Annotated in this window: 23 protein-coding genes and 1 riboswitch; of the genes, 9 read left to right on the plus strand and 14 right to left on the minus strand. The window is 74.4% G+C overall.

The genetic code is table 11. The annotated features are described in order from the left end of the window. Window positions 1–125: 125 nt before the first annotated feature. The 3 genes from ACFY4B_RS00605 to ACFY4B_RS00615 all read right to left on the minus strand — a co-directional run bounded on the left by ACFY4B_RS00605 (window position 126) and on the right by ACFY4B_RS00615 (window position 2,380). Window positions 126–515 carry a DUF3040 domain-containing protein gene (locus tag ACFY4B_RS00605; protein WP_074000911.1) on the minus strand — a complete coding sequence of 130 codons (390 nt, stop codon included), beginning with the start codon at window positions 513–515 and terminating at the stop codon, window positions 126–128. Window positions 516–1,007: 492 nt separating this feature from the next. Beyond that, on the minus strand, window positions 1,008–1,760 hold the full coding sequence (locus tag ACFY4B_RS00610; protein ID WP_387966127.1) for a methyltransferase domain-containing protein: 753 nt from the start codon (window positions 1,758–1,760) through the stop codon (window positions 1,008–1,010). Between the two features lie 29 nt (window positions 1,761–1,789). Beyond that, entirely contained in the window at window positions 1,790–2,380 is a 591-nt protein-coding gene (locus ACFY4B_RS00615; RefSeq protein WP_387966128.1) for an SAV_6107 family HEPN domain-containing protein, read from the minus strand. A gap of 616 nt (window positions 2,381–2,996) precedes the next feature. Here ACFY4B_RS00615 and ACFY4B_RS00620 point away from each other — a divergent pair. Then, complete coding sequence (locus ACFY4B_RS00620; protein ID WP_049651930.1) at window positions 2,997–3,599, plus strand: DUF4126 domain-containing protein; 603 nt, start codon at window positions 2,997–2,999, stop codon at window positions 3,597–3,599. Window positions 3,600–3,622: 23 nt separating this feature from the next. Then, a complete protein-coding gene (locus ACFY4B_RS00625) occupies window positions 3,623–5,140 on the plus strand; it encodes a phytoene desaturase family protein (RefSeq protein ID WP_387966129.1) in 1,518 nt (505 codons plus the stop codon). Between the two features lie 27 nt (window positions 5,141–5,167). Here ACFY4B_RS00625 and ACFY4B_RS00630 read toward each other — a convergent pair whose 3' ends face one another. Beyond that, window positions 5,168–6,064: a hypothetical protein gene (locus ACFY4B_RS00630; RefSeq protein ID WP_387966130.1), complete on the minus strand. Its 897-nt coding sequence runs from the start codon at window positions 6,062–6,064 to the stop codon at window positions 5,168–5,170. 205 nt (window positions 6,065–6,269) lie between these two features. Further along, window positions 6,270–7,184: a methylenetetrahydrofolate reductase [NAD(P)H] gene (metF, locus tag ACFY4B_RS00635; RefSeq protein ID WP_049651933.1), complete on the minus strand. Its 915-nt coding sequence runs from the start codon at window positions 7,182–7,184 to the stop codon at window positions 6,270–6,272. Between the two features lie 197 nt (window positions 7,185–7,381). Between metF and ACFY4B_RS00640 the strand changes: the two genes are divergently transcribed. Further along, entirely contained in the window at window positions 7,382–8,560 is a 1,179-nt protein-coding gene (locus ACFY4B_RS00640; RefSeq protein WP_241852720.1) for a polyprenyl synthetase family protein, read from the plus strand. Between the two features lie 90 nt (window positions 8,561–8,650). On the opposite strand, the gene thiE is transcribed toward ACFY4B_RS00640, so the two are convergent. From thiE to ACFY4B_RS00655, 3 genes are read right to left on the minus strand one after another with little or no spacing between them, the layout of a single operon-like run. Beyond that, complete coding sequence (gene thiE / locus ACFY4B_RS00645) at window positions 8,651–9,304, minus strand: thiamine phosphate synthase (RefSeq protein ID WP_049651934.1); 654 nt, start codon at window positions 9,302–9,304, stop codon at window positions 8,651–8,653. Then, on the minus strand, window positions 9,304–9,669 hold the full coding sequence (locus tag ACFY4B_RS00650; RefSeq protein WP_049651935.1) for an Rv2175c family DNA-binding protein: 366 nt from the start codon (window positions 9,667–9,669) through the stop codon (window positions 9,304–9,306). The genes thiE and ACFY4B_RS00650 overlap by 1 nt, the downstream gene beginning before the upstream one ends. Window positions 9,670–9,721: 52 nt before the next feature. Further along, window positions 9,722–10,930 (minus strand): NAD(P)/FAD-dependent oxidoreductase, encoded by a 1,209-nt coding sequence (locus tag ACFY4B_RS00655; protein ID WP_387819653.1) that lies wholly within the window; start codon window positions 10,928–10,930, stop codon window positions 9,722–9,724. 83 nt (window positions 10,931–11,013) lie between these two features. Continuing rightward, window positions 11,014–11,126: riboswitch (TPP riboswitch) on the plus strand. A 3-nt stretch (window positions 11,127–11,129) separates the two neighbouring features. Here ACFY4B_RS00655 and thiO point away from each other — a divergent pair. From thiO to pknB, 4 genes are all read left to right on the plus strand, one after another. Then, window positions 11,130–12,305: a glycine oxidase ThiO gene (gene thiO, locus ACFY4B_RS00660; RefSeq protein WP_387966131.1), complete on the plus strand. Its 1,176-nt coding sequence runs from the start codon at window positions 11,130–11,132 to the stop codon at window positions 12,303–12,305. Next, a complete protein-coding gene (gene thiS, locus ACFY4B_RS00665) occupies window positions 12,302–12,586 on the plus strand; it encodes a sulfur carrier protein ThiS (RefSeq protein WP_387966132.1) in 285 nt (94 codons plus the stop codon). The genes thiO and thiS overlap by 4 nt, the downstream gene beginning before the upstream one ends. 3 nt (window positions 12,587–12,589) lie before the next feature. Next, a complete protein-coding gene (locus tag ACFY4B_RS00670) occupies window positions 12,590–13,387 on the plus strand; it encodes a thiazole synthase (RefSeq protein ID WP_049655375.1) in 798 nt (265 codons plus the stop codon). An 84-nt stretch (window positions 13,388–13,471) separates the two neighbouring features. Next, window positions 13,472–15,256 (plus strand): Stk1 family PASTA domain-containing Ser/Thr kinase, encoded by a 1,785-nt coding sequence (pknB, locus tag ACFY4B_RS00675; protein ID WP_053112234.1) that lies wholly within the window; start codon window positions 13,472–13,474, stop codon window positions 15,254–15,256. 13 nt (window positions 15,257–15,269) lie between these two features. Here the strand turns inward: pknB and ACFY4B_RS00680 are convergent, their stop codons facing one another. Beyond that, on the minus strand, window positions 15,270–15,899 hold the full coding sequence (locus ACFY4B_RS00680) for a molybdopterin-dependent oxidoreductase (protein WP_375877453.1): 630 nt from the start codon (window positions 15,897–15,899) through the stop codon (window positions 15,270–15,272). Between the two features lie 277 nt (window positions 15,900–16,176). On the opposite strand from ACFY4B_RS00680, the gene bfr reads away from it, so the two are divergent. Then, window positions 16,177–16,656, plus strand: a complete 480-nt coding sequence (bfr, locus tag ACFY4B_RS00685; RefSeq protein ID WP_049655380.1) for a bacterioferritin — start codon at window positions 16,177–16,179, stop codon at window positions 16,654–16,656. A gap of 31 nt (window positions 16,657–16,687) precedes the next feature. On the opposite strand, the gene ACFY4B_RS00690 is transcribed toward bfr, so the two are convergent. Beyond that, a complete protein-coding gene (locus ACFY4B_RS00690; protein ID WP_117487450.1) occupies window positions 16,688–16,987 on the minus strand; it encodes a bacterioferritin-associated ferredoxin in 300 nt (99 codons plus the stop codon). Between the two features lie 160 nt (window positions 16,988–17,147). Beyond that, a complete protein-coding gene (locus tag ACFY4B_RS00695) occupies window positions 17,148–18,497 on the minus strand; it encodes a class II 3-deoxy-7-phosphoheptulonate synthase (protein ID WP_049655382.1) in 1,350 nt (449 codons plus the stop codon). 302 nt (window positions 18,498–18,799) lie between these two features. On the opposite strand from ACFY4B_RS00695, the gene ACFY4B_RS00700 reads away from it, so the two are divergent. Continuing rightward, window positions 18,800–20,737 carry an anthranilate synthase family protein gene (locus ACFY4B_RS00700; protein WP_380743432.1) on the plus strand — a complete coding sequence of 646 codons (1,938 nt, stop codon included), beginning with the start codon at window positions 18,800–18,802 and terminating at the stop codon, window positions 20,735–20,737. Between the two features lie 118 nt (window positions 20,738–20,855). Here the strand turns inward: ACFY4B_RS00700 and ACFY4B_RS00705 are convergent, their stop codons facing one another. From ACFY4B_RS00705 to ACFY4B_RS00715, 3 genes are read right to left on the minus strand one after another with little or no spacing between them, the layout of a single operon-like run. Next, the gene (locus ACFY4B_RS00705) at window positions 20,856–21,551 is read right to left on the minus strand and encodes a response regulator (RefSeq protein WP_369808377.1); all 696 of its coding nucleotides are present in this window, start codon (window positions 21,549–21,551) and stop codon (window positions 20,856–20,858) included. Continuing rightward, on the minus strand, window positions 21,548–22,789 hold the full coding sequence (gene macS, locus ACFY4B_RS00710) for a MacS family sensor histidine kinase (RefSeq protein ID WP_387819661.1): 1,242 nt from the start codon (window positions 22,787–22,789) through the stop codon (window positions 21,548–21,550). Before macS ends, ACFY4B_RS00705 begins: the two co-directional genes overlap by 4 nt. Window positions 22,790–22,847: 58 nt before the next feature. Further along, window positions 22,848–23,705: a 1-acyl-sn-glycerol-3-phosphate acyltransferase gene (locus ACFY4B_RS00715; RefSeq protein ID WP_074000901.1), complete on the minus strand. Its 858-nt coding sequence runs from the start codon at window positions 23,703–23,705 to the stop codon at window positions 22,848–22,850. Window positions 23,706–23,774 lie beyond the last annotated feature (69 nt).

Consider the following 23,774-nt stretch of genomic DNA (forward strand, 5'->3'; position numbering starts at 1 on the left):
GCCCACCCGGGGGGGGGGGGCCCCCCCGGGGCGCCCCCCCGGGGGGGGCCCCCGGCCCCCCCCCCCGGGGGGGGGGGCCGCCGCCCCCCGCCCCGCCCCGGCTTCGTACGTATCGGCCGAGCGGCTCAGAACCCGCCGGTCTGCTCGTCCCGGCGGCGCTGCCAGCGCTGCTCCACCCGGTCCATCATCCCGGCCTTGCGGCGCGGGGCGGCGGCCGGACGGGCTCCGGCGCCCTGGCCCGCGGGACCGCGGCGCCAGCCGGTCACGGCGAACACCGCGCACCCGAGCATCACCAGGAAGCCCACGACGCTGACCCAGATCTGATCCGGTACGACCATGCCGCCCATCAGCAGGCCGATGCCCACCACGAAGCCGGCGACGGCCAGGTAGACCCGCCGACGGGTGTAGGTGCGCAGCCCGGTTCCCTCAAGCGCAGACGCGAATTTGGGATCTTCGGCATACAGCGCTCGCTCCATCTGGTCGAGCAGTCGCTGCTCGTGCTCCGAGAGCGGCACGGAGTCCTCCTACTCGTCGGTCGCGGGTGCGACCGGTCCGCCCACCCCGGTCGGGGAGGCAAGTCCAATCAGCCTTGGGGCACACGGTCGGACGCCCGTGCGGGGGACCCGGCCCGTGTCGTCCATATGCCCCACGCGTCCGGCTGTCATGCTTTCCGGCTTTACCCAGATCATACGGTCCGTGGGCCCGTTACGGGGTGGTCTGCGCCGCGTGGGACGGGCCACTTCGAGCGGGGACGGCCGCATCGGAGTCAACGCGCCACGCCCCGGACAAGTGCCCGATCGGATGGAATCGTCCCGGACCTGGGGAGGTTTGCCGCCGGGCGGCACCGCCCGGCCGCCGCCGGGCCCGGAAACGGGCGGGCCGCCGAGGGGTCACGGCGCGGGAACCGGCGGGCCTCCGGGGCGCGAACCACCGCCGTACGGCGGGCAAAAAAAACCGTACGACGGCGGAGGCGCGCGTGATGGGGCGCGCGGGCCGGGAGGGGCGCCTCAGGCCAGGGTGGCCAGCAGGTGCAGCTGGGTCGCCACGGCGTGGAAGGCGGGCTGCGCGGCGGCGGCCTCCTCCAGCTTCAGCAGCGCGTCCAGCGCGCCCGGCTCGGTGTCCACCAGCACGCCGGGGACGAGGTCGGAGAAGACCCGTACGCCGTGCACCGACCGCACCCGCAGGCCCGCGGCCTCGGCCAGCCGGCCCAGCTCCTCGCCGGTGAAGCGGCGCGGCATCGGATCCTGCTCGCCCCAGCGGCCGTCGGCGGCGGACAGCACGGTGCGGGCCTCGGTGAAGTGGCCGGCCAGTGCGCGGGCCAGCACGGCGCCGTTGCGGTTGGCCGCCAGCAGGCTGACCACGCCGCCCTTGCGCAGGGCGCCCGCCAGGCTGCCGAGCGCCTCGGCCGGGTCGTCCACGACCTCCAGCACGCCGTGGCAGAGCACCGCGTCCACACTGCCGGGGGCGACCAGCTCGGGCAGGGTCTGGGTGTCGCCCTGGACGGCCCGCACCAGGTCCGTCACACCGGCCTCGGCGGCCCGGCGCTCCAGGGCGAACAGGGCGTCCGGGCTCGGGTCGACCACGGTGACGCGGTGGCCGAGCTTGGCGACCGGCACCGCGAAGTTCCCGGTGCCGCCGCCGGTGTCGACCACGTCGAGCACCGGCTGGTCCAGCTCGGCCGACCGCTTCTCCAGGGCCGCCCGGACCACCTCCCACACCACGGCGGTACGCAGGGCACTGCGGGGACGCGTCGGGTACAAGGTGGGACTCCTTGGCACGTGCAGTTCGATCAGGTTGCCTCCACCTTAGAGCCTGTCCCAGGGATCCTTGCCGGGCCCACGACGCCGTCCGACGGGAGCCGGGGCGGGGGCGGCGCGGCGTGCAGGCCGAGCAGGCGCTCGACCAGGCGCAGGAAGAGGGCGGAGTTGCGGACCAGGTCGTCGGCGTCGCGGGCCGAGGCGGCGCCCCTGATCCCGGCCTCGGCGGCGGCCCGGCGGCGGGCGCCGGCACCGTAGTAGACCGCCCACTCGGCGAGCTCCGGGGCCACCTCGGGCAGCACCTCCCAGGCGCTGCGGATGGCCTTGCGCCGGCGCGGGCTCTTCTCCGGGCGGCCGCGCACCGCCAGGACGGCCGCCACCGTGCGCAGCGCGGCCAGGTGGGCGGTGGCGTAGCGCTCCAGCGGGTCCTCCAGGGCGCGGGCCCGGGTGAGGGTGCGGTGGGCGTCGGCGAGCAGGTCGAGGGCGGCCGGCGGCGCGGCGACCCGGCGCAGCACGGGGTGGACGTCGGCTCCGGCGGAGCGACCGGCGGACGGGCCCGGGAGCTGCGGCGGGGCGGCGGAGTGGAGGCGGGCGGTGACGGGCTCAGGACGGCTGACGGTCATGGTCTCCCCCGTTCCGAGGCAGCGCGCGGACCGGGTGGTCCGTGCCCCTCCATCGTGAACGGCACCACTGACAATCCGGCCGGGCCGGCCGCGCCCCGGGCGGCTCCGGAAGGGCGTCCGGAAAAGGCGTAGCGGCGGCGGGCGCGGTCCTCCCCCGGTTCCGCGCCGCCGCCGTGCCGTCGCTCCGCCGCTCCCCCGTGGTCGGCGGTGGCGAGCTCCCCCCTCGCGGCCGGTCTCCCCCCGGCCCGCTCCGCCGCCCCGTGTCGGCGGTGCGGGGACCGTGACCAGCCCCGTGGCGGTCCGTCCGCCGCCTCCCCGGGCCGGTTCGGCCGGGGGACGGACGGATCCGCCGCCCGGGCGGGCCCGGCGCCCGACGCGCCGCCCTCCCGGGTGCCACCACTCTCCCGTCTCCGCAGGTCGGGGGCCATCCGCTGACGTACTCAACCGCGGATCTGAGTATTTGTACTCAGTGCGCCCCGGCCCGTCCCGGTCCGGCCGGCCGCCGGAACCGGCGGGTGCGTCCACGGCGTCCCGGGTGCCGGGTACGGTACGGCGGGGCCGGGCGGTACCGGCCCACCAGACGACCAGGGGACGCGATGACGAGGAGGGGGACGCGATGACGGTCCTGCCGCTGATCTTCACCAGCGGACTGGCCAGCGGCATCAACGCCTACGCGGTGGTGCTGCTGCTCGGCCTGCTGGGCAGGTTCGCCGACGCGGACTCGGTGCCGCAGGCGCTGGAGCGCACCGACGTGCTGGTCGTGGCCGCGGTGCTGTTCGCGCTGGAGGCGGTGGCCGACAAGATCCCGTACGTGGACAGCGTCTGGGACGTCGTGCACACGGTGATCCGGCCGGTCGCCGGCGCCACCGTCGGCGTGCTGATCGCGGGCAACGACCCCGGCTCGCTGAGCGAGGTCGCGGCCGGCGCGATGGGCGGCGCCTCGGCCCTGGTCAGCCACCTGGTGAAGGCCTCGCTGCGGATGGCCGTCAACACCTCCCCCGAGCCGGCCAGCAACATCGTGGTCAGCATGGCCGAGGACCTCTCGGTGGCCGGCCTGATCACCCTGGCGATCTTCCACCCCTGGCTGGCCGCCTCGGTCGCCGCCGTGGTCCTGGCCGCCGGGCTGCTGCTGGTCTGGCTGGCGGTCAGCCGGATCCGCGCCTTCCGGGCCCGCCGCCGCGAACGCCGGGCCGCCCGGGCGGCGGCGGGGAGCGCCTGAGACTGGTCCTAGGATCAGGTGCCATGGCAAAGATCGTCGTCATCGGCGCAGGAATGAGCGGGCTCGCGGCGGCCTCCCGGCTGGCGACCCTCGGCCACCGGGTGACGGTCTGCGAGGCGGGCGGCACCTACGGGGGCATGGTCGGGCGGTACGAGCGCGAGGGCTTCGCCTTCGACACCGGGCCCGGCCTGCTCACCCTCCCGGCGGTCTACCGCGACCTCGCGCTGAAGACCGGCAAGGAGCCCCTGGAGCAGCTGGTCGAGCTGGCCCCGGTCGACCCGGAGAGCCGGCACCTGTTCCCCGACGGCACCGCCGTCACCCTGCCGAACGCCTCCCGCGGCGGCGTCAGCCAGGCGCTGGACGCCGCCTTCGGGGCCGGCTCCGGCGCCCGCTGGAGCGCGGTGATGAACCACGGCCGGACGGTCTGGGAGGCCACCCGCCGCCCGCTGCTGGAGGAGCCGCTGCCGGCCGAGCGCGGCGTCCTGTCCCCGGCCGACCGGGCCCTGGTGGGCACCGACCCGTACCCCGTCCCGCCGCGCACCGGCCTGGCCCGGCTGCGCCGCGCGCGGCCGTGGTCCCTGGAGCACGTGGCCGCGCGCGAGCTCGACGGCCACCCCGGCCTGACCGCCCTGCTGTGCGAGCCCGCGCTGCGGTACGGCTTCACCTCGGCCATGGCACCCGCCGGGGCCACCGTCCTGCCGTACATGGAGCAGTCCTTCGGCGTCTGGTACGTCCGGGGCGGGCTGCGGGCCCTCGCGGACGCGGTGTTCCGGCGCTGCGAGCTGCGCAAGGTCGCGTTCCGCTTCGACACCCCGGTCACCCGGGTGGTCGTCGAGGGCGGTCGGGCGACCGGGGTCGAGACGGCGGACGGCCGGATCGACGCGGACCTGGTGGTCTCCGCGATGGACACCGACGCCTTCTACCGCCACGGCCTGGCCGAGTGGCCGGGGCTGCCGCCCGAGGAGTGGGAGCCGGTGGAGGTGCCCGGCCGCTTCAGCGTGCTGCTCGCCCTGCGCGGCCCCCGGCCCGAGGGCACCCCGCACCGTACGGTCGTCCACGCGGCCGACCCCGCCGCCGAGGCGAACGCCCTGACGCTCTCGGCGCCGCCCTGCGAGCGCCCCACCGTCCAGGTGCTGCGCCCGGACGACCCGGCGCTACGGCCTGACGACGACCACGAGAGCGTGGTGCTGACCGCGACCGTCCCGGCCCAGGACGAGGTCGACTGGACCGTCCCCGGGTTCGCCGACCGCTACGCCGACCGGCTGCTCGCCCACGTGGACGCGGCCGGCCTGGGCCTGCGCGAGCGGATCCTGTGGCGGGTCGTGCGCACCCCGGAGGACACCCGCCGGGAGACCGGCGCGCTGTTCGGCGCGGTCGCCCGCCCGGCCCTGGCCGGCTCCGCGGGCTCCTGGCTGAAGGCCGCCAACGAGTCCCCCGTCCCCGGCCTCTACCTGATCGGCGGCAACGCCCACCCCGGCGGCGGCCTCGCCCGCGTCGGCATGTCGGCCTGCATCACCGCCGGCCTGATCGGCCCGGCGTAACGGCCCGGTCGGGCCGGTCAGGGCCGGTCAGCCCTGCTGGTGCCAGGTGTTCTGCTGCTGGTAGCCGTGGTTCTGGTCGTACATCGGCTGCTGCGGGATGCCCTGGGTGTGCGGGTCGGGCTGGGGCTGCCACTGCTGGGGCTGCTGCTGGGCGGTCTGGTCCCAGGCCTGCTGGTGCTGCGGCTGCTGCTGGTAGCCCGCGTACGGGTCCTGCTGCTGGTGCTGCTGCGGGTAGCCGCCGTACGGGTCGGGCTGCTGCTGGGGGTAGCCGCCGTAGGTCTGCTGCTGGTCGTAGGCGTAGGCGGGCTGCTGCTGGGTCTGCCACTGCTGCTGGTCGTAGCCGGCCTGGTAGGCGGGGGCGTACGGGTCCTGGGGCTGCTGCTGGACCTGCGGCTGCTGCTGCTCGTAGTACCCGGGGGCGTAGACGCCGTCCTGGGCGAGCTCCTGCATCTCGAAGGCGGCGGTCTGCTCGACCTCCGGCACCTCGTCGGGCGCCGGGGAGGGCAGCGGGGTGGGCAGCGGCGCGGGGGCCGGGGTCTCCTCGACGGGGCTGACCTCGCCGACCCGCTTGCGGGCGACCGCGGCGGCCGCCACCGCGGCGGCGCCGCCGGTGAGGGCGCCGAGCAGCGGCACCTTGGCGAGCGGGCCGGGCAGGCTGCCGTCGGGCTTCCGCAGGGACCAGCCGGTCTGGTGGCCGCGCTTGACCGAGAGGGTGACGAAGGCCTGTCCGACCGCGAACAGCGCGGCGCCGGCCCCGATCACCACGACCGAGCCGAGGACCATCCCGGCGGCCACGCCCAGGAAGCCGGCCAGGGCCAGGACCCGCCAGTGCAGCGGTGCCCGGTTCTGCAGCAGCACCTCCGCGACCAGCCAGAGCGCCACCACCGCCAACGCGACGTACAGCAGCAGGTATCCGATGCCCATCCGCCCCGCTACCTCCAGTCGCGTACCCGCGCGTGTGCGCCGCGCGTGTGCGGCGACTGTACCGGTTCAACGGCCGGGGTACCGCATCGCGTTCCCGCCGCCCGGGCACCGGCCGCACACGACCGAGCCCGCCACCGTCGGTACGGTGACGGGCTCGTGAACACCCGGCGTCGGCGCGGCGGGAGCAGGCCCCCGCAGCGCCCGCTCAGCGCTGGTGCAGTCCCAGGTTCTGGTAGATCTCCAGCGTCGCCGTCGAGTGGTTCAGCGTGATGAAGTGCAGACCCGGCGCGCCCTCGGCGAGCAGGCGCTCGGCCATCGCGGTGGCGTGCTCCATGCCGATGGCCCGCAGCGCCGCCGGGTCGTCGATGGCCGCCCGCAGACGGGCCTCCAGGTCGACGGGGAAGGCCGAGCCGCTGAGCTGCGGGAAGCGCTCCAGCTGCTTGGCGTTGGTGACCGGCATGATCTCCGGGATGATCGGCGTCTCGCAGCCGGCGGCCGCCACCCGGTCGCGCAGCCGCAGGTAGTCGTCCACCTCGAAGAACATCTGGGTGATCGCGTAGTCGGCCCCGGAGCGGATCTTCGCCACGAAGTGCCGGATGTCCTCGTCCCAGTCGGTCGAGCGCGGGTGCATGTTCGGGGAGGCCGCGACGCCGACGCAGAAGTCGCCGATCCCCTTGATCAGCTCCACCAGCTCGTACGCGTAGGTGACGCCCTCGGGGTGCTTGACCCACTCGCCCATCGGGTCGCCGGGCGGGTCGCCCCGGACCGCGAGGACGTTGCGCACGCCCTGGTCGGCGTACTGGCCGATGATGTTGCGCAGCTCCGCGATCGAGTGGTCCACCGCGGTGAGGTGGGCGACCGGGGTCAGGGTGGTCTCGGTGGCGATCCGGCCGACCATGTTGACGGTGCGCTCGCGCGAGGAGCCGCCGGCGCCGTACGTCATGCAGACGAAGTTGGGGTCGAGCGGTTCGAGCCGGCGGATGGCGTCCCAGAGCTTCTGCTCGCCGGCCTCGGTGCGGGGCGGCATGAATTCGAAGGAGAAGGAGCGCTTGCCGGCCGCCAGGAGTTCGCGCACCGTCAGTGCGCGATCCGTTCTCGTGGAAGCGATTCCGAGTGCCATGCTGGCAGGCTATCCGGCGTTCGAAGGGGCCGGACAACCGTATTCCATCTATTGAGACAACTGATGGAAGACGTTCCGTTTCGCCCCGGAACGGCTCCGCCGCCCCTCCCCCGCACCCCGGGCCGAGCCGCTCGCACAGCCGTTCCCGGCCGCACCGCTACGCTTGCTGCACCCCAGAGAACCAGCGGAGCCCCATCGTGACCTCGTCCAGCACCCGGCCGGCCAGCCCCGGTTCGGCCCTCAGTGCGGCCACCAGTGCGGCCGGCAACGCGGCCGGCAGTGCGGCCAACCCCATGGACGTGGAGGACGTCCGCACCCGTGTCAACGCGGCGCTCGCCGCGTTCATGGACGGCCAGTCCGTGCTCCTCGACAAGATCTCGCCCCAGCTGGCCCCCGCCGCCGACGCGCTGCGCGACTTCCTGCTGGACGGCGGCAAGCGGCTGCGCCCGGGCTTCTGCTACTGGGGCTGGCGCGGCGCCGGCGGCCCGGCCGCGGGCGCGACCGGCGAGGCGATCGCCAACGCGGCCGCCGCCCTGGAGCTGCTCCAGGCCAGCGCCCTCGTCCACGACGACCTGATGGACCGCAGCGACACCCGCCGCGGCCTGCCCTCGGTCCACCGCCGCTTCGAGGCGCTGCACCGCGACAGCGGCTGGCGCGGCGACCGCGAGCAGTACGGCGCCTCGGCCGCGGTGCTGCTCGGCGACCTGCTGCTGATCTGGTGCGACGAGCTGTTCCTGCGCTCCGGCCTGGAGCCCGCCGCCGTGCTCGCCGCCAAGCCGGTGTTCGACCTGATGCGCACCGAGGTCATGCTCGGCCAGTACCTGGACGTGCTGGAGCCGGTGGCCGGCGACTCGACGGACGAGGGCGCGCTGGAGCGGGCGCAGACCGTCCTGCACTACAAGTCCGCGAAGTACACCATCGAGCGGCCGCTCCAGGTGGGCGCGCTGCTGGCCGGCGCCGGGCCGGAGCTGGTCGAGGCGTACGGGGCGTTCGGGCTGCCGCTGGGCGAGGCCTTCCAGCTGCGCGACGACCTGCTCGGCGTCTTCGGGGACCCGGCGGTCACCGGCAAGCCGGCCGGGGACGACCTGCGCGAGGGCAAGCGCACCCTGCTGGTCGCGCACGCGATGCGGGGCCTGCCGGCCGCCGACGCCCGGCACCTGGACGAGCGGCTGGGCGCGCCGGACCTGGCGGCCCCGGAGGTCGCCGAGCTGCGCGGGCTGGTCGCCCGCAGCGGGGCGCCGGAGCTGGTGGAGCGCCGGATCGAGGAGCTGATGCGGCAGTCGCTGGCCGCGCTGGAGGCGGCGCCGCTCGCCGACGAGCGGGCCCGTACGGTGCTGCTGGCACTGGCCGAGGCCGCCACCGTCCGCAAGTACTGAACGCACTGACGGGCGGCGACGGCCTCGGGCCGGTCCTACGGGTCCTGCCGGTCCTGCCGGTCCTGCGGGTCCTACCGGGATCCGGGACGCTCAGAGCGCGGCGCGCACCCGGCGGGACAGCTCGGCGGCGGCCGCCCGGGGGTCCGCCGCGGCCGTGATGGCCCGCACCACGACGACCCGGCGGGCACCGGCGGCGAGCACCTCGTCCAGGTTGCCGAGGTCGATCCCGCCGATCGCGAACCACGGCCGGTCGGTGTCCTGCTTCGCCGCGTACGAGACCAGGCCGAGGCCCGGGGCCGGGCGGCCCGGCTTGGTCGGGGTCGGCCAGACCGGGCCGGTGCAGAAGTAGTCCACCCCGGGCTCGGCGATCGCCGCGTCCACCTCGGACTCGGCGTGGCAGGAGCGGCCGATCAGCACGTCCTCGCCGAGGATCGCCCGGGCGGCCGGCACCGGCAGGTCGTCCTGGCCGAGGTGCAGCACGTCCGGCCGGGCCGCGTGGGCGACGTCGGCGCGGTCGTTGACGGCCAGCAGCTTGCCGTGCCGGCGGCAGGCGTCGGCGAAGACCTCCAGGGCCTCCAGCTCCTGCCTGGCCTCCAGGCCCTTGTCGCGCAGCTGGACGATGTCCACCCCGCCCGCCAGCGCCGCGTCCAGGAACTCGGCGAGGTCGCCCTGCTCCCGGCGGGCGTCGGTGCACAGGTACAGCCGGGCGTCGGCGAGCCCGGCGCGCGGCGTGTCCGCCGCCATCAGATCAGCATCGCCTGGGCGCGGCGCTTCACCTCGGTGCCGCGGTTCTCCCGCAGCGCCTGGATCGGGCTGCCGGGCAGCGACGGGTCCTCGGTGAAGAGCCACTCCAGGATCTCCGCGTCGTTGTACCCGCAGTCCCGCAGGACGGTCAGGGTGCCGGACAGGTGCTTGACCAGGCCCGGGCCGTCGATGAACGCGGCCGGGACCTGCAGCGACTTGTTGGGGCCGCGCCGGACGGCGATCAGGCCGCCGTTCTTGACCAGGTCACGCACCTCGGTGACCCGGACCCCCCACTGCTCCGAGATGTCGGGCAGGTACATCCAGTCGGTGACCAGGGATTCAATCTTGCTTTCGATCTCACTCACGCCACCAGACTGCCACCTCCGCGGCCCACCGCGCACCAGACCTGCCCCGCGCCTACCCCGCGACGGCCGCCTTCAGCGGTACCGCGGGGTCGGCCGCCCGGGCCGGGTCCAGCGCGGTGCCGCGCTCGATCAGCCGCCGCCCCTGGGCCAGGTCGCGCGGCCGGTCGACGGTCAGCAGCGCGCTCGGCACGCCGTCGCGCAGCCAGAGCACCGACCAGTCGGCGCCCCGCGGGTCGCCGCGCCGGACCAGCTCGTCGCCCTCGGCGTGCCGGCCGGCGTACTGGACCATCCGCCCGAACTGCTCGGACCAGAAGTACGGCACCGGGTCGTAGGCCGGCGCGTCCGCGCCCAGGACGGCGGCGGCCACCGCCTCGCCGGACCGCAGCGCGTGGTCCCAGTGCTGGACGGCCAGCCGGGCACCGGCCCGGGCCGAGGGGTAGCTGACGCAGTCGCCGGCCGCGAAGACGCCGGGCACCGAGGTGCGCAGCCGCCCGTCCACGACGACGGCGCCGGTCGCGTCCAGCTCGACCCCGGAGCCGGCCAGCCAGCCGGTCGCGGGGCGGGCCCCGATGCCGACCACCACCTCGTCGGCGGGCAGGTGCGAGCCGTCCGCCAGCAGCACCGCGCCGGGCTCGACGGCGGCCACGCCGACCCCGCAGCGCAGCTCGACCCCGGCCTCGGCGTACCAGGCGGCCATCGCCGAGCCGAGCTCCGTCGGCAGCGCGCCGGGCAGCGGCGCCGGGCCGGCCTCGACCACCGTCACCTCGCAGCCCGCCGCGCGGGCCGCGGTGGACACCTCGGCGCCGATCCAGCCCGCGCCGACCAGCACCAGCCGCAGCCCGGGGCGCAGCAGCGCGCGCAGCGCCAGGGCGTCGTCCAGGGTGTGCAGCAGGTGCGCCCGCTCGGCGCCGGGCAGGGCGCGCGGCACGGCGCCGGTGGCGATCACCAGCGAGCCGTACGGGAGGTCGCCGCCGTCGGTGTGCAGCACGCCGGGGGTGAGGCCGGTGGCGCGGCGGCCGGTGAGCAGCTCGATGCCGAGCTGCCCGTAGTCGATGTCCAGGGCGGTGGAGTCGGCCTTGCCGAGCAGCACGTCCTTGGAGAGCGGCGGCCGGTCGTACGGCGCGTGCGGCTCCTCGCCGACCAGCGTGATCCGCCCCTGCCGGCCGCCCTGCCGCAGCTTGAGGGCGCACTGCGCCCCGGCCAGCCCGGCTCCGACGACGACCACCCGATCCGTTCCGCTCAGCTCTGCCACGCCCGCCACTGTACTCAGCGCGACGCGGCGGCCTCCGGGCCGTCCGCCCCGCGTACGGGCCTTCGGCCGGGCCGACCCCCGGCGTTAAGGTGGGAGGACCACACGGGAGCCCGGCGGACCGGGCTGAGAGGCGGGCTGACACGGCCTGCGACCGTCCGAACCTGATCCGGGTCATACCGGCGAAGGGAGAAGAGCAGCCTTGTCACGCTTGCCATCAGGCACCCATGCCGACGTGCTGGTGATCGGCGGGGGCGTCATCGGCCTCGCCGTCGCCTGGCGCACCGCGCGGCGCGGGGCGCGGAACGTGATCGTGGTCGACCCCGCCCACGGCGGCGGGGCCGCCGGGGTCGCGGCCGGGATGCTCGCCCCGGTCACCGAGCTGCAGTACGGCGAGGAGCCGCTGCTGCGCCTCGGGATGGCCTCGAACGAGCGGTACGAGACCTTCGCCGCCGAACTCTCCGAGGCGAGCGGCGGCCTGGACACCGGCTACCGCCGCTGCGGCACGATCGCCGTCGCGCTGGACTCCGACGACCGCGAGGAACTGCGCGAGCTGTACGCCTTCCACCAGCGGCTGGGCCTGGACTCGACCTGGCTGACCGGCCGGGAGGCCCGCAGGCTGGAGCCGATGCTGGCCCCCGCCGTCCGCGGCGCCCTGCACGCCGCGGACGACCACCAGGTGGACCCCCGGCGCCTGCTCACCGCCCTGGTCGCCGCCTGCGGGCGCGCGGGCGTCCTGCTGCACCGCGCCGAGGCCGTCGAGCTGCTGGTCGAGGACGGCCGCGCGACCGGCGCCCGGCTGAGCACCGACGAGACGGTGACCGCCGACCAGGTCGTGCTCGCCGCCGGCCCGCACAGCCACCGGCTGCCCGGTCTGCCCGAGGGGGTGCTGCCCGCGATCCGCCCGGTGAAGGGACAGGTGCTGCGGCTGCACGTGCCGGAGGCCTACCGGCCGTTCCTCTCCCGCAACGTCCGCGCCGTGGTCCGCGGCCGACACCTGTACCTGGTCCCCCGGGAGAACGGCGAACTGGTCGTCGGAGCGACCACCGAGGAGCAGGGCTACGACACCACCGTCACCGCCGGCGGGGTGTACGAACTCCTGCGGTACGCCCACGAGTTGGTCCCGGGGATCACCGAACTCCCGCTGCGCGAGACCTCGGCCGGGCTGCGCCCCGGCTCGCCGGACAACGCCCCGCTGCTGGGCCCGACCCCGCTGCCCGGGCTGGTCGCCTCCACCGGCCACTACCGCAACGGCGTGCTGCTCACCCCGGTGACCGCCGACCTGGTCTCCGAGTACCTGGTCACCGGTGAAGTCCCCGAGCTCGCAAGGCCGTTCACCCCCGCCCGGTTCTCCTCCGAATCCCCCGTCGCGAAGGCCTCCGCATGACCGAGATCGCCCTGACCGAGAACGCCCCGAACGAGCACGCCGTGAACGAGGACGCCCCGGACCCGGTCGCCCCGGCCGAGATCGCCCTGACCGTCAACGGCGAGCCCCGCCGGGTGCCCGCCACGACCACCCTCGCCGAGCTGGTGGCCTCCGTCAGCGCCGCCAACACCGGCGTCGCCGCCGCGCTCAACGAGGCCGTGGTGCCGCGCGGTTCGTGGCCCGGGACGGCACTGGGCAGCGGCGACCGGATCGAGATCCTCACCGCCGTCCAGGGAGGCTGAACCATGGCCGACGATCTGCTGACCATCGCCGGGACGGCCTTCTCCTCCCGACTGATCATGGGCACCGGCGGCGCCCCCAGCCTGGAGGTCCTGGAGCGCGCCCTGCTCGCCTCCGGCACCGAGCTGACCACCGTCGCGATGCGCCGGGTCGACGCCACCACCCAGGGCTCCGTCCTGGACGTGCTGACCCGCAACGGCATCCGGGTGCTGCCCAACACGGCCGGCTGCTTCACCGCCGGCGAGGCCGTGCTGACCGCCCGGCTGGCCCGCGAGGCGCTCGGCACCGACTGGGTCAAGCTGGAGGTGATCGCCGACGAGCGCACCCTGCTGCCCGACCCGATCGAGCTGCTGGACGCCGCCGAGACGCTGGTCGACGACGGCTTCACCGTCCTGCCGTACACCAACGACGACCCGGTGCTGGCCCGCAAGCTGGAGGACGTCGGCTGCGCGGCCATCATGCCGCTGGGCTCGCCGATCGGTTCGGGCCTGGGCATCCGCAACCCGCACAACTTCCAGCTGATCGTGGAGGGCGCGGGCGTCCCGGTGATCCTGGACGCGGGCGCCGGCACCGCCTCCGACGTGGCGCTGGCGATGGAGCTGGGCTGCGCCGCGGTGATGCTCGCCTCCGCGGTGACCAGGGCTCAGGACCCGGTACTGATGGCCGAGGCGATGCGGCACGCCGCCGAGGCGGGCCGGCTCGCCCACCGGGCCGGCCGGATCCCGCGCCGCTTCCACGCCGAGGCCTCCTCCGCGATGGCCGGCCGGGCCGACCTGGACACCCGCGAGCACCCGGCGTTCTGAACCGTCGCGCATGTCACAAGCCGGTCCCGGAGGCGGTGTCCGCCGGGACCGGGCGGTCCCGCACCCTAGACTCTCCGAGTGGACATGGCACTGCACGACCCCCTGATCGGCGCCCTGCTCGACAACCGGTACCGGGTCGAGCAGCGGATCGCGACCGGCGGGATGTCCACCGTCTACCGGGGCACCGACACCCGGCTGGACCGGGTGGTCGCGCTCAAGGTGATGCACCCCTCGCTGGCCGGTGACGAGGGCTTCACCGCCCGCTTCATCCGCGAGGCCAAGGCGGTCGCCAGGCTCACCCACCCCAACGTGGTCAACGTCTTCGACCAGGGCGCGGACGGCGGCCACGTCTTCCTCGCCATGGAGTACGTGCCCGGCCGCACCCTGCGCGACCTGCTGCGCGACCGCGGCGCGCTGTCCGTCCGGGCCGCGCTGGACGTGCTGGAGCCGGTGCTCGCCGCGCTCGGCGCCGCCCACCGGGCCGGGCTGGTCCACCGCGACGTCAAGCCCGAGAACGTGCTGATCACCGAGGGCGGCCTGGTCAAGGTCGCCGACTTCGGCCTGGTCCGGGTGCTCGGCAGCGCCGACGGCGCGCCCACCTCGACCACCACCGCGACCGGCGGCACCGTCATGGGCACCGTCTCCTACCTGGCCCCCGAGCAGATCCTCCCGGACGCCCCCACCGACCAGCGGGTGGACGTCTACGCGTCCGGCATCCTGCTGTACGAGATGCTCACCGGCCGCCGCCCGCACACCGGCGACAACCCCGTCCAGGTCATGTACAAGCACCTGCACGAGGACGTCCCGGCCCCCTCGCTGGTCGCCCCCGCCGTCGGCCCCGAGCTGGACGCGATAGTGGCCGCCGCCTGCGCCCGGTCCGCCGGCGCCCGCCCGTACGACGCGGTCGAGCTGCTCGCCGCCCTCCAGCGGGTGCGCCGCACCCTCGCCCCGGCCGCGCTGGACGCCGAGCCGCCGGCCTCCACCCGCCCCAGCCCGCGCTACCCGACCAGCGAGCCGACCTCGGTGATCCAGCCGCTGCCGCGGCCCGCCGAGGCCCCGCCGACGGAGCGCACCAGCGTGCTGGACATGCCGCCGGAGCTGATGGACGAGCTGCTCGCCGAGCCGCGCCCGTACGACGAGCCGACCCCGGTGCACCGGCGCCGGCCCCGGCCGGGCCCGCTGCGCCGCCTCCCCCGCCGGACGCTGGTCTGGACGGCCGCGCTGGCCGCGCTGGTGCTGGCGATCGGCGGCGTCACCTACGGGATCTCCGAGGGGCTGTACGGCTCGGTGCCGGGCGTGCTCGGCAAGGACCGGGCCGAGGCGCAGCGGGTCCTGGACAAGGAGGGCCTGCACGGGAGGTTCGTCGAGGTGTTCAGCGAGTCCGTCCCGTCCGGGCAGGTGATCGCCACCGACCCCGGGGTGGGCGCGCGCACCCGCAAGAGCGACAGCGTCACCGTCACCCTCTCCAAGGGCCCCAAGCGGATCGCGGTGCCGGACCTCACCGGGAAGAGCGCCGCCGACGCCGCCGCGGCCCTGACCGGCGCCCAGCTGACCAGGGGCGGCGTGACCGAGACCTACGACGACACGGTGCCCGAGGGCTCGGTGATCAGCAGCTCGCCGGCGGCCGGGCAGCTGCTGCAGGAGAACAGCGCGGTGTCGCTGGTGGTCAGCAAGGGCATGGTGCCGGTCCCGAACGTCACCGGGATGGGCAAGGACGAGGCGCAGAAGGCGCTCCAGGCCGCGGGCTTCACCATGCAGACCAGCGGCTGGGACGTGTTCGGCGCGGTCACCTCCTCCGGCCAGAGCCCGGCGGCGGGCGAGCGGCGCCCGCAGCGCAGCGTGGTGACGGTCAAGTTCTCGCTGTTCTAGGCCCCGGGCGGGCTCAGCGCAGCGGCCCGTCGCCGGGCTCCTCCTGGTAGGAGTAGCGCTGCTCGCCCCAGGGGTCGGCGAGGTTGTGGTAGCCGCGCTCCTCCCAGAAGCCGCGCCGGTCGGCCCGCATGTACTCGACCGCGCGCACCCACTTGGGGCCCTTCCAGGCGTACAGCCGCGGCACCACCAGCCGGACCGGGAAGCCGTGTTCGGCGGTGAGCGCCTCGCCGTTGCGGTGGGTGGCGAGCAGCGTGCGCGGGTCGGCGAAGTCGGCGAGGCGCAGGTTGGCGCTGTAGCCGTACTCGGCCCAGACCATGACGTGGGTGACGCCCGGCGCCGGGGGCACCAGGTCGAGCACGGCGGCGGCCGACACGCCCGTCCACTCGTTGCCGAGCACCGAGAACTTGGTCACGCAGTGCAGGTCCCCGACGACGGTGCTGCGCGGCAGGGCGCCGAAGGCCTCGAAGTCCCAGCTGTGCTTCTCCGCCGAGGCGGTGGCGCCGAACACCTGGAGGTCCCAGGTCAGCGGCTTGAAGCGGGGCACCGGCCCGTAGTGCAGGGCGGGCCAGCCGCGCTGCGCGCGCTGTCCCGGGGGGAGCCTCGGGTCAGACGGCGGAAGCGGTTCGTGTTTCGACTGACCCATGGATCCATGGTGACAGACGGCGGACGAGCCTCGGCGCGCGCCCCTTTGCGCGGATCCGCGCCCCTGCCCGTACGGCCCAGCGGTCGGCCGCCCACCAGCACGTTTCACCATGAATCGGATATTCCGACACATGTCCTAGTGAGTGTGAACTTACTGGAATTTCCTCCCAAAGCGGTGCCAGGATGCGCAGCGCAGGACTCAGTACCGGACCCACCGCAGGACTTCACGCAGGACTCAGCGCAGGACACACGGCAGCACGAGTGCAGGAGGCATCACCATGCAGGGCGATCCCGAGGTCATCGAGTTCCTCAACGAGCAGCTCACCGCCGAGCTGACCGCGATCAACCAGTACTTCCTGCACGCCAAGATGCAGGAGAACTTCGGCTGGACGAAGCTCGCCAAGTACACCCGGCACGAGTCCTTCGACGAGATGAAGCACGCCGAGACGCTCACCGACCGGATCCTGTTCCTGGAGGGGCTGCCCAACTACCAGCGGCTGTTCCACGTCCGGATCGGCCAGACGGTCAAGGAGATGTTCGAGGCGGACCGCCAGATCGAGGTCGAGGCGATCGACCGGCTCAAGCGCGGGATCGTGGTGATGCGGGCCAAGAACGACGTCACCTCGGCGAACATCTTCGAGGACATCCTGGCCGACGAGGAGCACCACATCGACTACCTCGACACCCAGCTGGAGCTGCTGGAGAAGCTCGGCGAGGCGCTCTACCTCGCCACGGTGATCGAGCAGCCGGAGTCCTGAGGACGCGGCCCGCTCTGGCCACCCGGCCCGGTCAGGCCGCCCGGTTCGCCCGGGTCACCCGCAGCGGGACCACCGGGGCGGCCTCCGGGGCCGGAGCCGACGGCGCCGCCGGGTCCTCCGGGTCCGCGAGGCCGAGCTTCGCGGCCAGCCGGGCGGTCGGGCAGGGGCGGGCGCCGTGCTCGCCGAGCAGCGCCTGGATGCGCCGCACGCAGGACCCGCAGTCGGTGCCGGCCCGGCAGCCCTTCGCTATCTGGCGCGGGGTGTTGGCACCGCCGTCGATCGCCTTCTTCACCTGGTCCTCGGTGACCGCATGGCACATGCACACGTACATCGCGGTCTCTCCCGGGAGTGAAGCGGAGTGGATCTTGACTAAGGTCAGCCTTAGTTCACTGAGGCTTACCTTACCCGGCGAAACGGGTACGAAAAAGCCCCTCCGGGCTCGGGGACACCGAATCCGGAGGGGCCTTCGTCACATCGGACGGGCACCGGACCTACTGGCCGCGGTACATCTCCGCCACCAGGAACGCCAGGTCCAGCGACTGGCTGCGGTTGAGCCGCGGGTCGCAGGCCGTCTCGTAGCGCTGGTGCAGGTCGTCCACCAGGACCTCGTCGCCGCCGCCGACGCACTCGGTGACGTCGTCGCCGGTCAGCTCCACGTGGATGCCGCCCGGGTGGGTGCCGAGCGCGCGGTGCACCTCGAAGAAGCCCTTGACCTCGTCCAGGACGTCGTCGAAGCGGCGGGTCTTGTGCCCGCTGGAGGCCTCGAAGGTGTTGCCGTGCATCGGGTCGCAGATCCACACCGGCCGGGCGCCGGAGGCGGTGACCTTCTCCACCAGGGTGGGCAGGTGCTCGCGGATCTTGCCCGCGCCCATCCGGGTGATGAAGGTCAGGCGGCCGGGCTCGCGCTCCGGGTCCAGCTTCTCGATCAGGGCGAGCGCGTCGTCGACCGAGGTGGTCGGGCCGAGCTTGACGCCGATCGGGTTGCGGATCTTGGAGGCGAACTCGATGTGCGCGTGGTCCAGCTGCCGGGTGCGCTCGCCGATCCACACCATGTGGCCGGAGACGTCGTACAGCTCGCCGGTGCGCGAGTCCACGCGGGTCAGCGCGGTCTCGTAGTCCAGGACCAGCGCCTCGTGCGAGGAGAAGAACTCGACCGCCTTGAACTCCTCCGGCACCACGCCGCAGGCGCTCATGAACGCCAGGGCGTTGTCGATCTCCCGGGCGAGCTGCTCGTAGCGCTGGCCGGCCGGCGAGTTGCGGACGAAGTCCTGGTTCCAGGCGTGCACCTGGCGCAGGTCCGCGTAGCCACCGGTGGTGAAGGCGCGCACCAGGTTGAGCGTCGCGGCGGACGCGTTGTACATCCGCTTCAGGCGCTCGGGGTTCGGGATGCGGGACTCGGGGGTGAACTCGAAGCCGTTCACCGAGTCGCCCCGGTAGACCGGCAGGGTCACGCCGTCGCGGGTCTCGGTCGACTTGGAGCGCGGCTTGGAGTACTGGCCGGCGATGCGGCCGACCTTCACCACCGGCACCGAGGCCGCGTACGTCAGTACGGCGGCCATCTGGAGCAGCGTCTTCAGCTTGTTGCGGATGTGCTCCGCCGAAACGCCGTCGAAGGCCTCGGCACAGTCACCGCCCTGGAGGAGGAAGGCCTCCCCGCGCGCCACGGCTCCGAGCCGGGCGCGCAGCTGGTCGCACTCGCCGGCGAAGACGAGCGGCGGATAGGACGCGAGCTCGGCAAGGGTCTTGCGCAGAGCCTCTTGGTCCGGCCATTCAGGCTGCTGCGCCGCGGGCAGGGACTGCCAGGAGTGGGCAGCCCTCGATGTCTCAGTCGTAGCGGTCACACCGCCAAGGCTACGGGGTGGCAGGAGTGACTCGTGCCTATTGCCCGAGGAATGAGACACATCTCGGACAAAGACGTGATGCCCCTCACCCGCCCCGACGCATCCGCTAGTCTCGAACCATGCACGCGCCCCACAGCCACTCCTGGTGGTGGGCCTCCCCCCAGGGTGGCCCACAACTGGCGCGTTCCTAGACGAACACGACGGCCGCCCCTCGGGGCGGCCGTCGGCGTCTGAGCAGACGGCCCTCCGGGAGCGGACCTTGCACCGCCTCTCACCAGTCCACCCGGAAGGAAGCCGTTCCCGTGACCACCGCTGTCGACCTGCTCGCCCGTCTCACCGGCCCCGATGCCCCCGCGTTCGCCCTGCTGCACCGCCGCACGCCCCGGCTCAGCCCGGACACCGTCGAGGTGCTGCTGGGCACCGTCGACAGCTACGAGCACCTCGCCGACCTGCCCGTACGCAGCGGCCCACCGGCCGGCGGCGGCCCGGTGCACGACCTGCTCGCGCTCGTCCCGTACCGCCAGATCCGCGAGCGCGGCTTCGAGGCGCACGACGACGAGACCCCGCTCCAGGCCCTCTCGGTGACCGAGCAGCACGCCCTGCCGTTGGCCGAATTCACCTACGCCCTACCGAAGTTGCCGGTCTCACTTGCCGGTGGCGGGTTCGATGTGGACGACGACGCGTACGCCGCGATCGTCCGCCGGGTGATCCAGGACGAGATCGGGAACGGCGAGGGCGCCAACTTCGTCATCCGGCGCGACTTCCACGCGACGATGGAGGACTTCTCCCCCGAGCTCGCGCTGACGCTCTTCCGGCGGCTGCTGGAGCAGGAGCGCGGCGCGTACTGGACCTTCCTGGTGCACACCGGCGACCGGGTCCTGGTCGGCGCCTCCCCCGAGGTGCACGTCCGGCAGAGCGGCGGCACCGTCGTGATGAACCCGATCTCCGGCACCTACCGCTACCCGGCCGGCGGCTCCGACCTCGACTCGCTGCTCCAGTTCCTGCACGACCCCAAGGAGTTGGAGGAGCTCACCATGGTCGTGGACGAGGAGCTCAAGATGATGTGCACGGTCGGCGACCTCGGCGGCCAGGTGCTCGGGCCCCGGCTCAAGGAGATGGCCCACCTCGCCCACACCGAGTACGAGCTGCGCGGGCGCACCTCGCTGGACGTCCGCGACGTGCTCCGCGAGACGATGTTCGCGGCCACCGTCACGGGCAGCCCGGTCGAGAACGCCACCCGGGTGATCAAGCGCTACGAGCCCACCGGACGCGGCTACTACTCCGGCGCGCTCGCCCTGATCGGCCGCGCCGCCAGCGGCGGGCAGCTGCTGGACTCGCCGATCTGCATCCGCACCGCCGACATCGACCCGGCCACCGGCCGACTGGTCGTCCGGGTCGGCGCCACCCTGGTGCGCCACTCCGTCCCGGAGTCCGAGGTCGCCGAGACCCACGCCAAGGCCGCCGGCGTGCTCACCGCGATCGGCGCCCGGCCCGCGCCCACCCGGCTGCCCCACCCGACCGGGCCCCGGCTCGCCGACGACCACCGGGTGCAGGCCGCCCTGGACTCCCGCCGGGCCGACCTCGCGCCGTTCTGGCTGCGGATGCAGCAGCCGGCCGAGATCACCGAGGCCGAGCCGACCCTGGTCGTGGACGGCGAGGACACCTTCACCTCGATGCTCTCCCACCTGCTCGGCTCGCTCGGCCACCGGGTGACGGTGGCCCGCTACGACGAGCCGGGGCTGCGCGAGCGGGTCGCGGCGCACCGGGGCGCGCTGGTGCTCGGCCCCGGCCCGGGCGACCCGGCGCTCGCCGACGACCCCAAGATGGTGCTGCTGCGGCCGATCGTCGCGGACGCGCTGGCCGCCGTCCGCTCCGGCGCCCGCACCTCGCCGCTGCTCGCGGTCTGCCTGAGCCACCAGCTGCTGGCCGCCGAACTCGGGCTCCCGCTGGGCCGCAAGGCCGTCCCGTACCAGGGGGCGCAGGAGCGCATCGACCTGTTCGGCGCCAAGCGCACGGTCGGCTTCTACAACACCTTCACCGCGCGCTGCTCGGAGGCCGACGCGGCGCGGCTCCTCGGCGAGGGCGTCGAGGTCTCCCGGGACGCCGCCACCGGCGACGTGCACGCGCTGCGCGGGCACGGCTTCGCGGGGCTCCAGTTCCACCCGGAGTCGGTGCTCACCCGTGACGGGGTCGGCATCGTGGCGGGCCTGCTGCGCGAGGCGACGGCCGCGCTGCGCTGAGCCGGCGGCGCGGCCCCGGGCGGATGTGCCCCGCCCGGGGCCGCGCCGTTGAACCGGGCCGCGCCGTCGCACCAGGCCGCGCCGTCCGACGGGGCGGCGGCGCGGGGCCGGGCGGCGCTCAGATCTCGTCGTCCAGGCCCTGCTCGATGGCGTACCGGACCAGCTCCACCCGGTTGTGCAGCTGCAGCTTCCCGAGCGTGTTCTGCACGTGGTTCTGCACCGTCCGGTGCGACAGCACCAGCCGGTCGGCTATCTGCCGGTACGACAGTCCCTTGGCCACCAGCCGCAGCACCTCCGTCTCCCGGGCGGTCAGCTGCGGGGCGGCCGGTGCCGAGGCCGGGGCCGGCTCGGCGGCCAGCCGGCGGAACTCGCCGAGCACCAGGCCGGCCAGGCCCGGGGTGAACACCGCGTCGCCGACGGCCGTGCGGCGCACCGCGTCCAGCAGCTCCTCCCGCCCGGCCGACTTCACCAGGTAGCCGGTCGCGCCGGACTTCACCGCCTCCAGCACGTCCTGGTGCTCGCCGCTGGCCGACAGCACCAGCACCCGGACCGCCGGGTCGTGCGCGACCACCTGGCGGCACACCTCCGCGCCGGACAGGCTGGGCAGGTTGAGGTCCAGCACGACCACCTGCGGCGTGCAGGCACGGGCCCGGCGCACGGCCTCCTCGCCGTCGCCCGCGGTGGCCACCACGTCCAGTCCGGCCTCGGCGAGGTCGCGCGAGACGGCGTCCCGCCACATCGGGTGGTCGTCCACCACCATCACCCGCACCGGCCGGTCGGCGGTCGGCTGGTCGGTCATCGGCTGGTCGGTCATGGAGTGGCCTTCCTCGGGACGCGCAGTTCGACCTCGACGCCCTCCCCGGGCGCCGAGTACAGCTCGGCCGTGCCGCCGAGGTCCAGCAGCCGGCCGCGGATGGACTGGGAGACGCCGAGCCGGCCGGCCTGCTCCGCCTCGCCGAGCCGGCCGGGGGCGAAGCCGGGGCCGTCGTCGCGGATGCTGACCGTGACGGCCTCCGGCTCGTCCTCGACCAGGATCCAGGCCCGGGCCCGCTCCCCCGCGTGCTTGCGCACGTTGTCGACGGCGGCGCCGACCGCCGCCGCGAGCTCGCCCGCCGCCGCACCGGGCAGCGGCACCGGGGTGCCGGGGGCGGAGAGCGTGATCCGCTCGTCCGCGTACGGGCGCAGCAGCGCGGTGAGGTCGCGCGGGGCGTCCGGGTCCGGCGGCTCGGCGGCGTCGGACCGCGGCGCGCGCTGCTCCGGCAGCGGACCGCCCGTCATCAGGGCCCGCAGCGCGCGCTCCTGTTCACCGGCCAGCCGGCCGAGCTCGGCGAAGTCCGTACCGGAGCCCGTCCCGCCGCCCGGCTCCGTACCGCTCAGCTCCGCGCCGCGCCGCTGGACCAGGGCGAGCACCTGGAGCACGCCGTCGTGGATGTCCCGGGAGAGCCGCTCGCGCTCCCGGGTGGCCGCCTCGACCTGGAGCGCCCGGGTGAGGGTGGCCTCGCTGGCCCGGGCCAGCTCGATCACGTAGCCGATCGCGCAGCCGGCCACCATCAGCAGCACGATGTTGTGGATGTTGTCGCCGGTCGGCCCGCCGTGGCCGAGGATGTTGGCGACGCCGATCACCGAGCCCGAGGCCGCCGCCGGGCGCCAGCCGCCCTTCGCGGCGAAGCCCAGCACCGTGCCGGCCGCCCAGATGGTCGGCAGGGTGGGCGCGCCGTGGCTGATCCGGGCCGGGGAGTCGGTCATGCCGCTCATCACGATGCCGGTGACGGCGAGGGCGAGGTCGGTGCCCAGGACGAACCGGGTGCAGCGCTGCGGGTTGGCGAAGGCCCGGGTGCTGGCCAGGGTCCACAGGGTCAGCGCGCCGAGGAAGATCCAGCCGGCCACCGGGTGCAGGAAGTGCAGGTACGAGTTGAAGTACCGCAGCAGCGCGTAGCACAGGGCCAGCACCCGGAAGTAGGAGATCGCCTTCCAGAGCGGGAGTTCGACGGACATGCCGCCGGCCGCCACCGTGCCGCCGACCGCGCCGGCTCTGCCGCCGTCGTCCGTCATCCGCCCCGCCCCTCCCCGGGCCTGTCCGGGCGGCCGCTCGGAGCGGCCGCCCGGACGCCTACTCCGGCTTCTCCGGCTTCTCCGCGGTGCCCGCCCCGGCGGACTTCTCGGCCTCGGCCGCCTTCTCCGCCTCGGCGGCCCGCTCGGCCTTCTCCGCCTTCTCGGCCTCGGCCGCCTCCGCCTTCTCCGCCTTGGCGGCGGCCCGGCGCTCGGCGTCGGCCTTCTTCTTGTCCTCGGCGATCTGCCGCTTGGCGGCGGTCGCGTAGATGTCCACGTACTCCTGGCCGGAGAGCCGCATGATCTCGTACATCACCTCGTCCGTCACCGAACGGAGGATGAAGCGGTCGTTCTCCATGCCGTGGTAGCGGGAGAAGTCCAGCGGGCGGCCGATCCGGATGCCGGGGCGGATGCCGAAGTTGGGGACCACCTGGCCGGGCGGCTGCACCTTCTCGGTGTCGATCATGGCGACCGGGATCACCGGGGCGCCGGTGGCCAGCGCGACGCGGGCCAGGCCGCCGACCTTGCCGCGGTACAGCTTGCCGTCGGGCGAACGGGTGCCCTCGGGGTAGACGCCGAACAGCTCGCCCTCCTCCAGCACCGCGATGGCGCTGCGGATCGCGGCCTCGCCGGCGCCGCGCACGCCCGAGCGGTCCACCGGCAGCTGGCCGACGCCCTTGAAGAACGCGGCGGTCAGCCGGCCCTTGAGGCCCGGGGTGTTGAAGTACTCGGCCTTCGCGATGAAGGTGACCCGGCGCTTGATCAGCGCGGGGAAGAAGAACGAGTCCGAGAAGGACAGGTGGTTGCTCGCGATGATCGCCGCACCCTCGGTGGGGATGTTCTCCTCGCCCTCGATCCAGGGCCGGAAGAAGATCCGAAGCAGTGGCGCGACGATCATCTTCATCAGTCGGTAGAACAACCCGGGCCTCCTGTTATGCGGACCGGTCGATCCTAATGCCCCGCGGCCGCCCGCTGTGCCCGGCCCCGC

The sequence above is a fragment of the Kitasatospora sp. NPDC001261 genome, assembly GCF_042896795.1.
Lineage (GTDB): Bacteria > Actinomycetota > Actinomycetes > Streptomycetales > Streptomycetaceae > Kitasatospora.

Bases quoted from the DNA above. Each gene is read 5' to 3' on its own strand.
- ACFY4B_RS00615 (WP_387966128.1), bottom strand. From the start codon at position 2,380: ATGACCGTCAGCCGTCCTGAGCCCGTCACCGCCCGCCTCCACTCCGCC.
- ACFY4B_RS00620 (WP_049651930.1), top strand. From the start codon at position 2,997: ATGACGGTCCTGCCGCTGATCTTCACCAGCGGACTGGCCAGCGGCATC.
- ACFY4B_RS00625 (WP_387966129.1), top strand. From the start codon at position 3,623: ATGGCAAAGATCGTCGTCATCGGCGCAGGAATGAGCGGGCTCGCGGCG.
- ACFY4B_RS00630 (WP_387966130.1), bottom strand. From the start codon at position 6,064: ATGGGCATCGGATACCTGCTGCTGTACGTCGCGTTGGCGGTGGTGGCG.
- metF (WP_049651933.1), bottom strand. From the start codon at position 7,184: ATGGCACTCGGAATCGCTTCCACGAGAACGGATCGCGCACTGACGGTG.
- thiE (WP_049651934.1), bottom strand. From the start codon at position 9,304: ATGGCGGCGGACACGCCGCGCGCCGGGCTCGCCGACGCCCGGCTGTAC.
- thiS (WP_387966132.1), top strand. From the start codon at position 12,302: ATGACCGAGATCGCCCTGACCGAGAACGCCCCGAACGAGCACGCCGTG.
- ACFY4B_RS00670 (WP_049655375.1), top strand. From the start codon at position 12,590: ATGGCCGACGATCTGCTGACCATCGCCGGGACGGCCTTCTCCTCCCGA.
- pknB (WP_053112234.1), top strand. From the start codon at position 13,472: ATGGCACTGCACGACCCCCTGATCGGCGCCCTGCTCGACAACCGGTAC.
- ACFY4B_RS00680 (WP_375877453.1), bottom strand. From the start codon at position 15,899: ATGGGTCAGTCGAAACACGAACCGCTTCCGCCGTCTGACCCGAGGCTC.
- bfr (WP_049655380.1), top strand. From the start codon at position 16,177: ATGCAGGGCGATCCCGAGGTCATCGAGTTCCTCAACGAGCAGCTCACC.
- ACFY4B_RS00690 (WP_117487450.1), bottom strand. From the start codon at position 16,987: ATGTACGTGTGCATGTGCCATGCGGTCACCGAGGACCAGGTGAAGAAG.
- ACFY4B_RS00705 (WP_369808377.1), bottom strand. From the start codon at position 21,551: ATGACCGACCAGCCGATGACCGACCAGCCGACCGCCGACCGGCCGGTG.
- macS (WP_387819661.1), bottom strand. From the start codon at position 22,789: ATGACGGACGACGGCGGCAGAGCCGGCGCGGTCGGCGGCACGGTGGCG.